11 protein-coding genes and 1 pseudogene are annotated in these 13,292 nt (G+C 53.3%); all 12 read left to right on the top strand.

Annotation, left to right across the window (positions count from 1 at the left end):
• Positions 1-19: 19 nt before the first annotated feature.
• The 12 genes and pseudogenes from HN413_02585 (at position 20) to acpS (ending at position 13,285) form a co-directional block, all read left to right on the top strand.
• Positions 20-1,399 carry a sigma-70 family RNA polymerase sigma factor gene (locus tag HN413_02585; protein MBT3389273.1) on the top strand — a complete coding sequence of 460 codons (1,380 nt, stop codon included), beginning with the start codon at positions 20-22 and terminating at the stop codon, positions 1,397-1,399.
• Between the two features lie 126 nt (positions 1,400-1,525).
• A complete protein-coding gene (locus HN413_02580) occupies positions 1,526-2,080 on the top strand; it encodes an adenine phosphoribosyltransferase (GenBank protein ID MBT3389272.1) in 555 nt (184 codons plus the stop codon).
• Between the two features lie 480 nt (positions 2,081-2,560).
• Positions 2,561-3,859 (top strand): annotated as a pseudogene (locus HN413_02575) (lysine 2,3-aminomutase).
• A 271-nt stretch (positions 3,860-4,130) separates the two neighbouring features.
• Positions 4,131-5,033 carry a CPBP family intramembrane metalloprotease gene (locus HN413_02570; protein ID MBT3389271.1) on the top strand — a complete coding sequence of 301 codons (903 nt, stop codon included), beginning with the start codon at positions 4,131-4,133 and terminating at the stop codon, positions 5,031-5,033.
• A 56-nt stretch (positions 5,034-5,089) separates the two neighbouring features.
• Positions 5,090-6,616, top strand: a complete 1,527-nt coding sequence (locus tag HN413_02565) for an L-lactate permease (GenBank protein ID MBT3389270.1) — start codon at positions 5,090-5,092, stop codon at positions 6,614-6,616.
• 109 nt (positions 6,617-6,725) lie between these two features.
• Positions 6,726-7,283, top strand: a complete 558-nt coding sequence (locus HN413_02560) for a pyridoxamine 5'-phosphate oxidase family protein (protein ID MBT3389269.1) — start codon at positions 6,726-6,728, stop codon at positions 7,281-7,283.
• A gap of 57 nt (positions 7,284-7,340) precedes the next feature.
• The gene (locus tag HN413_02555) at positions 7,341-7,514 is read left to right on the top strand and encodes a hypothetical protein (protein MBT3389268.1); all 174 of its coding nucleotides are present in this window, start codon (positions 7,341-7,343) and stop codon (positions 7,512-7,514) included.
• Positions 7,515-7,717: 203 nt separating this feature from the next.
• The gene (locus tag HN413_02550) at positions 7,718-9,604 is read left to right on the top strand and encodes a hypothetical protein (GenBank protein ID MBT3389267.1); all 1,887 of its coding nucleotides are present in this window, start codon (positions 7,718-7,720) and stop codon (positions 9,602-9,604) included.
• Positions 9,605-9,615: 11 nt separating this feature from the next.
• Positions 9,616-11,151, top strand: a complete 1,536-nt coding sequence (locus HN413_02545; GenBank protein MBT3389266.1) for a HAMP domain-containing protein — start codon at positions 9,616-9,618, stop codon at positions 11,149-11,151.
• Between the two features lie 32 nt (positions 11,152-11,183).
• Positions 11,184-11,990, top strand: coding sequence for a hypothetical protein (locus HN413_02540; GenBank protein ID MBT3389265.1), 807 nt, complete (start codon positions 11,184-11,186; stop codon positions 11,988-11,990).
• 108 nt (positions 11,991-12,098) lie between these two features.
• A complete protein-coding gene (locus HN413_02535; protein ID MBT3389264.1) occupies positions 12,099-12,746 on the top strand; it encodes a response regulator transcription factor in 648 nt (215 codons plus the stop codon).
• A 68-nt stretch (positions 12,747-12,814) separates the two neighbouring features.
• Entirely contained in the window at positions 12,815-13,285 is a 471-nt protein-coding gene (acpS, locus tag HN413_02530; protein MBT3389263.1) for a holo-ACP synthase, read from the top strand.
• Positions 13,286-13,292 lie beyond the last annotated feature (7 nt).

Below are 13,292 nucleotides of genomic sequence, written 5' to 3'. Positions count from 1 at the left end.
AGCAGCCTTGAGTGAAGTCATGCCGAAGGTGGAAAGTGATCCCATTCGGTTGTACTTCAATGATATTGGCGCAGTCGATTTGTTGAAGATCGATCAGGAGTTTTGGCTGGCAACCCGCATGATGACCGTGCGCCGCCTGGATGCGATTGCCCGTCAGCATCTGGTTTCCCGCAAGGGGGCCTCCCCCGAACAAAGCACTTATCGGGTCTTATTTTCTGAACTGAATACGGCTTGGGCTCGCCTGAAAGAAGATATTGTTCGCTGGGAGTTTGAGTGCCCAGACTTAACGTTGATTTTGCACGAAACCCAACTGTTGCGCCAAACCTGGGATATTTCACAAGCTTCGTATTTACGCAATTATCTCGATAATGGCATGTGGGGTAAAGATACTTTTTGGGATGCGGTGGCGCGCTATGCGTTCACAATTTTTATTTCGCTCTACGCCATGCCCTCAGAAACGGCTGAGAAGCTGCGCGTTTTCATCGAAAGCAATCACCAATTGCCCTCACGGCGCACATTTTCGCGCTACCTCCCCGATGATGATGAATTGAGCCGCAATATTCTGGATTTGCGCGAATTATCGCGTGAGGCGCGCAATATGATTATCCGGGCAAATTTGCGCCTGGTGGTCAGCGTGGCAAAACGCTATACCGGGCGCGGCAACTCTTTTATGGATTTAATCCAGGAGGGCAATGTGGGACTGCTGCGAGCGGTCTCGAAATTTGACCCCACCCGCGGCTACAAATTCAGCACTTACGCCACCTGGTGGATTCGACAGTCGGTGAGCCGTTCGATTGCCGATCAGGCGCGCACCATTCGTATTCCGGTGCATGTGCATGAAACCATCAACCGCCTGGTGCGCATTCAGCGCGATCTCACCCAAGAACTCAACCGCGACCCCACCAATGAAGAAATCGCAATTTTATCGGATTTTCTAAAGCGGGAAGATATTGATACCATTCAACGCGCCGAGAAGAATGGCGAACCACTGCCATCAGATCTACAACGCCGCCTGCGCCGGGCTGCGCGCAAGGTCACGCGCATTATGCAAGCCTCCGAAACGCCGCTCTCACTCGATAGTCCGGTGGGCAGCGATGAAGATAACAACCAGCTCAGCGATTTTATTGAAGACGAAGAAGCGCTACAGCCCGTTGATGCAGCTGCCCGCGAGATGCTGCGCGAACAAGTCAAAAATGCGCTGGCAATTCTCTCCGAGCGCGAACGCCAGGTGTTAGAATTACGCTTTGGCCTGCTGGACGGCAAAGACCACACGCTGGAAGAAGTGGGGCAATATTTCAATGTGACCCGCGAGCGCATCCGCCAGATTGAAGCCAAAGCCCTGCGCAAATTGCGCCATCCCACCCGCAGCCGCCACTTGCGCGACTACCTGGAAGGGTAAATGATTAACGCAAAGGCGCAAAGAAGCCAAGACGCAGAGAAAAACAAATAATTCTTTCATGCCTTTGTCTCTTAGCGTCACCTATACCCATTAGGGTATTGCGTTAAATTTATTAGAGGAATTATTATGTCCAATCCCCGTTCTGTTTATCCTATCGAAATTGCCGGTATCTACCGTGAACTGCCCCTCTTTGAAGTTCAAACCGGGCTGAAAATTGCTATTCTTAACATTCTCGGCGATACTGAACTGGTAACCGCCTGCGCCAAAGCCCTGAATGAAAAACTCGCCAGCCGCAATTATGATGTCATCATCACCGCAGAAGCCAAGAGCATCCCCCTGGCGCACGCCCTTTCCCAAACCAGCCAAAAACCGTATGTTGTGCTGCGCAAGCAATACCGCAGCTATATGGGCAAAACCATCCAGGCCGAAACAATATCCATAACCACCGGGAGGCCACAACAACTCTTTATGGATGAAAAAGATATCGAATTGGTCAACGGCAAAAAAGTGATCCTCATCGACGATGTCATCAGCACCGGTTCCACCCTCGATGGGATGAGCGTCATCGTAAAAAAAGCCAACGCCGAAGTAGCCGGGATGGCGGCGATCTTAACCGAAGGGGATCAAAATCAATGGGCCGAGATCGTATCTCTGGGGCATTTGCCTCTCTTCACAGATTAGAACCAGTCCAATTTCTCCGATGAAAAAGCAAATCGGTATCTATTTCATCATCTTGGGCATTTTTTCTCTAATGCTCTTCGCGGCTTCGGTAAAAGCGAATCAAACTAAGGCAGATTGGTTTCTCGCAGGAATTGGCCTCGTAATATTTGGAATCATCACAGGGTGGCGCGGCAGCAAGCGATCCGCAGATGAGCGATACTTTCGCACATGGCGCAGGCTGCGTTCGCGATCAAAGAAAAGAGAGTAGTTTGACAATATCATATTGTTGAATTAGAAGATTGCTTCAGGGGGCTGTGCTATAATGCGATGGGAAGTTTCTCTAACTTAAGAAAATTTCTCATCGCAAATTTCTGGCGTGTAAAAAATACAGGGGCAACACGCATTTCATTCGCGAAAAAAGCATAATATTCACCCGTACGCGAAAATTTGGTGATTTTCCGCACTCTGCGCGCGTCGAAAAAAATATAACCAGGAGTAAAGATGCCTATCGCCCCAAGCTCAAACAAATATACCCCCTACACACTCAGAAATATCAAATCCCTTCCGCAGTACCAAAATCTATCACCACAACAAAAATTCTCCATCCAGGTTGTCAGCCAGGTACTGCCGTTCCGTACAAATCATTACGTTGTCGAACAGCTCATCCGCTGGGACAATATTCCCGAAGATCCCATTTTCATCCTCAATTTTCCACAAGCCGAAATGCTCAAACCGCAGCATTTCGAACAGATGGCTTCTGCCCTTACGGAAGAACTCCCCGAACCACAAATGCGGCATCTGGCAAACCGTATTCGGCATGAACTCAACCCACATCCGGCCGGGCAGTTGAGCCACAACGTGCCGGTATTTGAGGGGGCGAAATTACAAGGTATTCAGCACAAGTATCAAGAAACGGTGCTCTTTTTTCCAAGCCAGGGACAAACGTGCCACGCCTACTGCACATTTTGTTTTCGCTGGCCACAATTCGTCGGGATGGATGGTGTTAAATTTGCATCGCGGCAGGCAATGGTGCTGCATCAATATATTCAGCGACACCAGCAGGTGACTGATGTGCTCTTCACCGGGGGAGACCCCCTCATTATGAACACGAACCACCTGCGGGCTTATATCGAACCCCTGCTGGATATTCCCCATCTGCAGAATATCCGCATCGGATCCAAAGCCCTGACGTACTGGCCGTATCGCTTCACATCTGATAAAGATGCCGATGATTTACTGCGTCTCTTTGAAAAAGTAGTTGCCTCCGGAAAACAACTGGCCCTGATGGCGCATTTCAACCATCCACAAGAACTGGATACCGATGTGCTGCGAGATGCTGTGCGCCGTATTCGCAATACGGGGGCCGTCATCCGCACGCAATCGGCGCTCTTACGTCATATCAATGCCAAACCCGAAATTTGGGAAAGTATGTGGAAAGAACAAACAAAATTGGGCATGATTCCATATTATATGTTCATCGCCCGCAATACCGGCGCACAACAATATTTCTCTGTTCCGCTGGTGAAGGCGCAGAAAATCTTCGCTGAAGCCTATCGTCATGTCGGCGGGTTGAGTCGAACCGTGCGCGGCCCCAGCATGTCCTGCCATCCGGGAAAGGTGCGTGTGATCGGCCTGCCGGAAATTGCTGGAGAAAAAGTCATCGCCCTGGAAATGATTCAGGGGCGTGACCCAGCCTGGGTGGGAAATGTCTTTTTTGCCGAATATGATCCCCGTGCTATCTGGATCACAGACCTCAAGCCAGCTTTCGGGCAGGACGCCTTTGAATTTGAAACAGAGCTCCACACGCATCACCACCGAACGCCAAAAACAGCTATCGCAGCGAAAACCAAGCTGCTCCCATTACCTGCCACGCAAGTCCAATAATAGAGTTGTTCCCAAATAACTACCATCTTGACATCCCCCGCCTGCGGCGGGGAAAAGTCGGGAACAGGTCTAATATTAGAAGTTGCGCCCGCGTCTTTGCAATCTGCCACAAACACCCAGGAATTCAAGCTCGGGTGTTTTTTTTCTGGTAAACTCTTGACCATCCGTTTTTTATCAAAGGACTCGTATGCAAAAACGCAATATCCTTGCCCGAATATTTATCTCGCCCGAAGAGCCGCGCCTGCGCGCCGGATGGCGGCTGGTGCTGCAAACTATTTTTATGATCATCATCAGTATTGGCCTGGGTATGGGATTGCTCCTGCTGCCCTCGCTTTTCAGTAAAATCGGCGATCAAATGCTGATTACACAAATTGCCCAACTGATCGCCTTTACGCTATCCATCTATCTGGCGCGACGTTTGCTTGACCGGCGCAGTTTCGTCAGTTTGGGATTGAAGCTCGACAAGCGCGCTGGCATAGATACTCTCACCGGAATTGGTATCGCCGGACTGATGATGGCCGGGATTTTCGCCCTGGAGAGCGCCTTCGGCTGGATCACGCTCGAAGGCTTCGCCTGGGACTATATGTCGACAAGTGCGGTGCTGCGCAACGCCCTGGGGGTATTGCTGGTTTTCATTCTCGTCGGCTGGAACGAAGAATTGCTCAGCCGCGGCTATCACCTGCAAACCCTCGCCAGCGGCATCAACCTGACCTGGGGTATCATCATTTCATCCGCAGTATTTGGCATACTCCATCTGGGCAATCCCAACGCCACCTGGGTCAGCGCGGCGGGCATCTTTTTGGCGGGCGTTTTTCTGGCCTATGGCTATGTGCGCACGGGTCAACTCTGGCTCTCGATTGGCCTGCACATCGGCTGGAATTATTTCGAAGGTGTAGTCTTCGGCTTCCCCGTCAGCGGTCTGGATATTTTCAACTTAACCTACATCACCGTCGATGGTCCCATCCTCATCACCGGCGGCACATTCGGCCCGGAGGCCGGGTTGATCGTAATACCGGGGCTGATTTTCGGCGCGGCGCTCATTTATTTATACACGCGAAATTCGAATACGGGGTTGAAAGTTAAAAGTTAAAGGTTGAAGGTTCAACTTTTAACTTTCAACCTTCAATTTTCAACCTTCAACACGCTATGAACTTTCTTCTCGCATTCACACCTATCGCCATTATTTTGATCCTCATGGTCGGCCTGCGTTGGGGGGCCTCCCGCGCCGGGGCTGCCGGGTATCTCTCTGCGCTGGTCGTTGCCATTTTTGCGTTCGGATCGGGGGCCCAATTGCTGGCTGTGGCACACGGCAAAGCCCTGCTGTTAATCATCGACGTGCTGATGATTATTTGGGCCGCTTTCCTTCTCTTCCGCGTAGCCGACGAAGCCGGAGCGATCAAAATCATCGGGCAGGCGCTGCCGCATCTCACCGCCGACCGCGGCATGCAGGCACTCATCATCGGTTGGGTCTTCGCATCTTTCCTGCAGGGCGTGGGTGGGTTTGGCGTGCCGGTGGCCGTCATCGCCCCGATTATGGTTGGGCTGGGCTTCGCACCGCTCTCTGCGGTAGTGATTCCCTCCGTGGGGCACTCATGGGCGGTCACATTTGGCTCGCTGGGATCCTCCTTCAATGCCATGATGGCCGCAACCGGGCTGGATTACTCTGATTTAGCCGCCGAGTCGGCTATTTTCTTGGGGATTGCTGGACTGGGTGTTGGCTTCCTCGTAGCGCACGCCGCCGGAGGTATGTCAACCATGCGGCGGCTGGCAATCCCGGTGCTGGTTTTGGGTGTATTCATGGGCGCGGGGCAATATTTTGCCGCCACCGCCGGGCTGTGGAATATCGGCGCGTTTTTGGGCAGTCTCACCGGGCTGCTGGCGGCCTGGCCGCTGGCGCGGCACTTTCGAGGGGAGCAGGGCGAGAACGATAAGCTGGATTCCCGCTCGGTGGGGATTGCCCTTTCGGGCTACCTCGTTTTGATCGCGATCACCCTCGGGATTCAACTCATCCCCGGGATCAGAGCCACCTTAGGGGGTGTCCGCCTGCATCTCGACTTCGGGGCGGTGAGCACATCCCTGGGGTTTGCCACCCCCGCGGAGAGCGGTCGCGACATCCCCATTTTCCGTCACGCCGGGATGATTTTGCTCTACGCTTCGATTGCCTCCTTTTTGATCTACAAAAAAGCCGGATGGTATCGAGACGGAGCGGTTAAAACCATCGTAGGGGGCACGGTAAAAAAGGTGATGTCCTCCAGCGTGGGGATCGCTTCAATGGTGGCGATGGCCGTGGTAATGCAGCACGCTGGCATGACCGAAACGCTGGCTAACGGACTCGCCGAGGGAGTGGGCGCGGCTTTCCCGGCGATTGCCCCGTGGATTGGAGCGTTGGGCGCCTTTATGACTGGCAGCAACACCAACTCGAATGTGGTTTTCGCCGCCCTACAAATGCGCACCGCTGAATTGCTCGGCCTAAGTGTGGCGCTGATCTTGGCTGCGCAAACCTCGGGGGCGGCGCTCGGCTCGGTGATTGCGCCCACAAAAATTGTGGTTGGAGCCAGCACGGGCGGTATGGCCGGACGCGAAGGCGAAGTAATGCGAAAAATGCTCGTCTACACCGGCCTGCTGATCGCCCTGATGAGTTTATTAGCCGTCATTAGCGTTAATTTGATCTAAAACATAACGCTAAGACGCAAGGAAGCGAAGTCGCAAAGATTTTTTAAATTTTTCCCTTTGCGTCCTTGTTTCTTTGCGCCCTTGCGTTAAATATTTTTAAGGAGCACAAATGGGAACAACCGAAGACTACACAAAAATGCGCCGTAAGGAGCGCGGCAAAGATGACAACTGGATCAAGGCCTTTTTGGCGCGCGCCGAATTTGGCACAACGGCAACCGTCCACGGTGACCAGCCTTTTTTGGTAACGCGCAATTTCGCTTATGATGAAGCCGCACACGCCATCTACATGCACGGAGCGAAGAAAGGCCGCACTTTTGAGAATGCCGATGAAAACCCTAAGGTTTGTTTTAGCGCCAGTGAAGCTGGGCGTCTGCTGCCTGACGAACGGGCGATGGAGTTCGGCACCGAATTTGGCGGAGTGGTGGCCTTTGGGAGGCTGCGCGTGGTTGAAGCGGCTGCCGAAGCTAAATATGGCCTGCAACTGCTGTGCGACAAATACTTTCCGCACCTGAAACCCGATGTGGATTACGAAACCACTACTGACATCGATCTCAAAGTCACCGCGGTGCTGCGCATTGATATTGAAAGCTGGAGCGGCAAAGAGAGAAAAGTCGCCGATGATTTCCCTGGCGCGTTCTATTTCAAAGATGTTGTACAACAATTATAAGGAAAGCAGGAAGCCGGGAAGTTTTTTCCTGCTTTCATGGCTTCCTGATAAAAAATCATGTTAACCTGGATACGCGAACACAAATTTGAAGCTCACCTGACCGCCTTCCTGATGATGGTGATTCCCGCGGCGGGGATGATCTTCTCGGCCCGCAACGCAGCGGACAATCTAACATGGGTCTGGTTGATTCTGTTCGTGATGGGAAATCTGCTGGCGATGGTGATTCGGTAGAGAAAATTCACCACAAAGGCACAAAGAGTACAAAGTTTTTCTTTGTTTACACAAAAGAATTCTCTGTGTTCTTCGTGTCTCTGTGGTAAGTTGTTATTTGCCTCAGCCCAAAGTCCGAGGCAAATCTCCACCCCGGGGCCGATGTAGCAACCCCAGTTTACAAGTATGCTTGGGGCAAGTAATTTCACAAAAGGAGTTTCGCAATGTCCCCAAGAATAAGAATATTTACCATTCTCACCACCCTACTGGTACTTTTTAGCAGTCTGGCCTGCGTGACTGTCACCCGCGCCCTGGGCCTCGAAAATGTACCTGATCTACCGATTGCCACCGACAATCAAACCGACAAGCAGCAAGGCTTCAATGATGAGGGCGATTACGAGTATGACGCTGAGGGTCGTCCGATTTTAAGCGGCACGGAAGAAATTCTCGACAGCGAACATTTTCGCATTCACTACACCAGCAAGGGGCGTGATGCAGTCGCCTCGGCCAGCTATGTGGATGAAGTTGCACAGGCGCTGGAGCATGTCTGGAAGGTCGAAATTGATCAATTTGGCTGGGCAGCCCCTCCCCCCGATGATGGCATCGGCGGCGATGACCGCTACGATGTCTATCTACAGGAAATTCTCTGGGATGGCACGTTTGGTTATGTCGAAGGCGGAGAAGATTCGCGCTACCGCAGCGATGGACAGGTGGGCGATAACCCGAACACCGCCGCCGTGGAAGAACGCGCTTCCGCATCGTTCATGGTACTCGATAACGACTACGCCGACCTCGAAGAGTTTGCCATCGAGAACTATACCGTAACAAGTGTTATGCAATCCACGGTGGCCCACGAATTCAATCACGCCATCCAGTTCGGCTACGACGGCGAAGAACCCGCTGATTGGCTATGGGAAGCTACCGCCACCTGGATGCAAGACGAAGTTTACGACGACGTTAACGACGGCATTGAAGACCTGTACGCGGTATTCAAATCGCCAGATTCGTGCCAACTGGCCTATGGCGGCGAAGAACGCGTCGAAGATGAAAATCACTGGTACGGCGAGTGGATTTTCCTGCGCTATATCTCTGAAAATTACGGACATCAGACCGTACGCACCATCTGGGAACAGGCAGCCGCGCTGGATAGCTACGCAGCCCTCGAAGCCGCCCTCAACGCCGCTGGTACAACGCTGGATGAAACCCTGCGCGGCTTCTCGCTTGCCCTGTTGACCCGTGAATTTGAAGAAGGCGCGGCCTACCCCGTACTGCGCCTAGAAAGTACAGCCACTGGCGCCGGCACATTCACCCCCGTAGATGGCGTCGGGCAGATGGCTGCCGATTATATTGAAATTCTCGCCAATGGCGTGGTTACAGTGAAACTGGACGACGACGCGCTCACTCCGCTATTGGTGGGTATCGCTGGCGGGCAGGCGAGTGTCTTCGAGTTCAATGGCGCCCAGGCCAGTGTTGATGCCAGCGCCTTCGATCATCTCTACCTGATCGTGATAAACCCCGAACGCGCCGCAGACGAATACGACTGCTATTTCAGCGAGTACAGCGTAGATATAAGCGCCGGAGGGCAGACCCAACCCGCGGCCGAAACTCTCAGCGCCACCAATTTCTCGGCCCCCGAAGTCGAAGAACTGATGGACCCCGCCGAATACTGGGGCGATGAATACGGCAATTATGAATCCATCGAAGCGCCCGCTGAGTTGACCCCAGCCTACTTGCCCGCGGGCTACGAATTCTACGAAGCCTATCTCATGCAGGCCGCTGAATTCGGTGAAGACGCCTACTGGTACGCCCCCGATGGCGGCGAACTGACCGTGGTCGATTTCTACGGCCCCGGCGATGAAGATTTTATCTCCGTCAGCTCAGCCAGCACCAGCTTTACCAATCTCGACGAGTTTCTCACCGATGCCGATTGGGAACCGCTCGACGAAGAGTGGTTCACCTTCAACAGCGTAGACGTGCTCATCGAAGATGTCAGCGACGAATACGGCCCCTACAGTTACGCCACTTATATCCTCGGCGATCAATTCATCGTCGTGGAGGGAAATCTCAGCGTGGACGAAATGGCAAAAGTTGTTGAAAGTATGTTGAAGTAAGCAAATGCAAAATGCAGAATGATGAATGCAGAATCACACTCATCATTCTGCATTCATCGTTCATCGTTCATCATTCCCCCATGCAAACCCAACTCACCCGCTCACATCTTGCCGTTACGCTCATCTCCGTGGTCATTTTGGCGGCGTTGATCGCAACAGGCTACCTCATCTACCTGCAAACCGATCTCCCTGCGCAATGGGCCGGGGATGAAGCTTATTACATCGCCGAAGATATAACCTGGCTGCTCGAAGATGCGCCCCTAACAATTGAATTTGCAGAAGAATATATCTGGGATGTGGGTTTTGTGCCGGTGGCAGAAAGCTGGAACGAAGACAGCCTGTACTACGAAGACTGGCTGGTAATTCTAGCTCCGGATGGGGGCGTGATTGCCAGTAACGATGCCTGGCGCTACCCTCCAGGGGAATCCCCCGCCCTGAGCCAGCTCCCGGGGTGGGATTCTGAACTCGAAGCCATCGACACCTCCCAAGAAGACCCCGAAAACCTGGTCGCCTACGCCGTTTTTGGCGAAGATCATATTGGGCAGGCGACCATCATCGCCCTGGATGGTGCGCATCTTGGCTGGGTGTACTATCGCATTGGCGGCGTCGGTGCGCCGTATACATCAGGCGAAACCCTCGCCGCTCTGGCGGTGGTGATCCTCGGTTCGGGGCTGATTGCGATCATCGTTTCTGGCTTCACTGGCAGCCGGTTGGCGCGTTCGTTTAGCCTGCGTTTTCAGCGCATGAATCAGGCCAGCGCGGCATTAGCCGCGGGCAACTTGAGCAGCCGCGTAGCCATCGAGGGGGATGATGAAATTGCCCAGGTGGGTGAACAATTCAATCACATGGCCGACCAGATCGGCACGCAAATGCACGATCTGCGCGCCCTGGCCGAGCGCAACGCCATGCTGGCCGAAGAAGCCCGCTCGCTGGCCGCTGTCGAAGAGCGCAGCCGGTTAGCGCGCGAGCTGCATGATGCCCTCAAACAGCAGATTTTTGGCCTCAGCCTGAGCGCCAATGCCGCCCGCCAGTTGCTCGAAAAAGCGCCCGTGCAGGCCGCTGAACGCTTGGCGCAGCTCGAAGAACAGGCGCGCGATATTCATCTCGAAATGGATGCCATCATCAAGCAGTTGCGCCCCGCTTCATTGGGCGACCGGGGACTGGCCTCCGCTCTGAGGCAGTTGACGGCCAAATGGCAGAATCAACACCCGGTTAAAGTCTCGCTCAGCCTGCAAGGAGAACGAGAACTCCCCTTGAGCGTGGAACAGGCTCTTTTCCGCATTTCGCAGGAAGCTTTAAACAATATCGCCAAGCACGCCCAGGCCAGCACCGTGACCATTGAGCTGGTCTACGAAACCGGGCAAATTCGGCTGAACATTAACGATGACGGCATCGGCTTTGACCCGGCCAGCGTGGATGCCACGCTGTCGTTGGGCCTGCGCAGCATGCAGGAGCGCGCCGAGGAAATTGGCGCAACGCTAGAAATTAACAGCCAGGCTAATCAGGGTTGTACGATAAAAGTGCGCGTGTCATCCGTTGCTGTCTGACGCGCCATTCACTATTTTTACAGGAGAACCTCGTGTTCGTAAAAATTTTATTGGTATTTTTATTGGCAACTACATTTGTAAAAGGGCATGCTAAGGATGTTTTTGTCAAACAAGTCAATATCTTCGGCGTGCGCATTCTGGCGACTGAGAACGTCCCCGACGAGAAGTTGCTGCACGCCGCCAGCGTGATGGCCGAATATCTCGACAACGACGAAGACGGCGAGCCGGATAATCCCGCCGTTATGGAAGCGCTGGTTGAAGAAAGAGCAACTTTGGTGATGTTCGTTGACGAGGGCGAAGAACGCAATTTCGACTTTGATGAATTTGTAGAAATAGACGGCAGCGAAGCCTTGCAGCTTCTATTTGCCGAAGAAACACTCCCCGAAGGCTCGCACTACGATGCGTTTGATGCTACGCTCGAAGAAGTGCTGCATCTCATCACGCAATACGGTTACGCGCTCGCCCACCCGGATGTGTTCGGAGAAGAACCGGGCACCGAAATTGCCCTGGCGATGGATACCGCCCGCGGCGGACACCTTCAGGAAATCCCCAACCCCTACCCCGCCGGGGCGTGGTATTCGTATGACGATGAAACCTGCGAATACAACTGCATGATCGCCGAGTATTTCTACTGGGCGCTGACCTCCCTGCTGGGCGCGCAAGATTTCCCCGGGCGGCAGGATGAGATCGGCCACGAGTGGAAATTGAACACCCCTGAAAAACTGGCCGCAACCGACACCGCCATCTACAAACTGCTCACCAACCCCGAATACAGCATCCCCACGCTCTTGCCCGATGGCGTGTATAATGGGGGAGAGCTTGTTATTGAAGATTTTTAACGCAAAGACGCAAGGAAACGAAGGCGCAAAGAAATAATTTAAAAATCTTTGCGTCCTTGCATCTTTGCGCCACCTGTGCCCTTTAGGGTATTGCGTTCGTTTTTCAATATGACTGAAAAAATCACCGTTTTCATCGTGGATGACCACCCCATCGTGCGGCAGGGATTGCGCCAACTATTAGAGATTCAGGACGACCTCGCGGTGGCGGGCGAGGCCGAGGATGGGAATACCGCCATTGAGCGGATTCAGCAAATTTTGCCCGATGTGGTCCTCATGGACTTGGTTATGCCCGGCATGGGCGGCGTGGATGCGACACGCGCCATCCGTGAAGCCAGCCCGCACACGCAGGTGGTCGTACTCACCAGCCATCACGAAGATGCGCTCGTCTTTCCGGCGATCAAGGCCGGGGCGCTGAGTTACCTACTCAAAAGCTCGCTCCCCGACGAAGTTCTCGACGCGGTGCGCGCTGCGGCTCATCGAGAAGCGCGCTTGCACCCGCGCATTGCCAAACGCTTGATGGAAGAAATTTCCGGGGACGCACCCTCATTGGAAAGCCTGACCAGCCGCGAGCTGGAAGTACTCAAGCTCATCGCTCAGGGGCAGGATAATCGTAAAATCGCCGCGTCGCTGGTCGTCAGCGAAAAAACCGTCAAAACCCACGTCAGCAACATCTTCAGCAAACTGCAACTCGCCGATAGGACACAGGCTGCAATTTATGCGTTGAAGCAGCGGATTGTGCCGTTAGACGAGGGTTAAAAGTTACAGGTTGAAGGTTGAAAGTTTGTTGATACCCTTCAACTTTCAACTTTCAACTTTCAACCATTATGAAATTAGCAACCGGCATAGACCTGATCGAGATAGAACGTATCCGCGAATCCATCGCTTGTCATGGGGAAAAGTTCTTAGCGCGCATCTACACCCCGCGCGAGTTGGAAATTTGTGCGGTAGAAGATCAACCGCGGATAAACACAGATAAACACAGATATACAAACGAGAAAAAATCAGCGTCTATCCGCGTTCACGAGTGCCCGAAAGGGTATCCGCGGTTTAGTATCGAATCGCTGGCAGCGCGTTTTGCCGCTAAAGAAGCCGTTGCCAAAGCTCTGGGGACAGGCATCGGCGCGGTCAGTTTTCAGGAAATCGAAATCTTGCGAGACGAAAACCGCGCTCCGGTGTTATATTTGCACGGTGCAGCCCAAGAACTGGCCGAAAAGCTTGGACTGGAAACCTGGTCCATTAGCATAAGCCATACCGAAACGCACGCCATCGCCATGGTCGTAGCAATTGGCGAATAGCCAATTG

Source organism: Chloroflexota bacterium (assembly GCA_018648225.1).
Lineage (GTDB): Bacteria > Chloroflexota > Anaerolineae > Anaerolineales > UBA11858 > NIOZ-UU35.
This window is presented reverse-complemented; position numbering and strand designations above follow the sequence as displayed.

Coding starts and splice junctions, on each gene's coding strand:
- HN413_02585 (MBT3389273.1), top strand. CDS start 20: ATGCCGAAGGTGGAAAGTGATCCCATTCGGTTGTACTTCAATGATATT.
- HN413_02580 (MBT3389272.1), top strand. CDS start 1,526: ATGTCCAATCCCCGTTCTGTTTATCCTATCGAAATTGCCGGTATCTAC.
- HN413_02570 (MBT3389271.1), top strand. CDS start 4,131: ATGCAAAAACGCAATATCCTTGCCCGAATATTTATCTCGCCCGAAGAG.
- HN413_02565 (MBT3389270.1), top strand. CDS start 5,090: ATGAACTTTCTTCTCGCATTCACACCTATCGCCATTATTTTGATCCTC.
- HN413_02560 (MBT3389269.1), top strand. CDS start 6,726: ATGGGAACAACCGAAGACTACACAAAAATGCGCCGTAAGGAGCGCGGC.
- HN413_02555 (MBT3389268.1), top strand. CDS start 7,341: ATGTTAACCTGGATACGCGAACACAAATTTGAAGCTCACCTGACCGCC.
- HN413_02550 (MBT3389267.1), top strand. CDS start 7,718: ATGTCCCCAAGAATAAGAATATTTACCATTCTCACCACCCTACTGGTA.
- HN413_02545 (MBT3389266.1), top strand. CDS start 9,616: ATGCAGAATGATGAATGCAGAATCACACTCATCATTCTGCATTCATCG.
- HN413_02535 (MBT3389264.1), top strand. CDS start 12,099: ATGACTGAAAAAATCACCGTTTTCATCGTGGATGACCACCCCATCGTG.
- acpS (MBT3389263.1), top strand. CDS start 12,815: ATGAAATTAGCAACCGGCATAGACCTGATCGAGATAGAACGTATCCGC.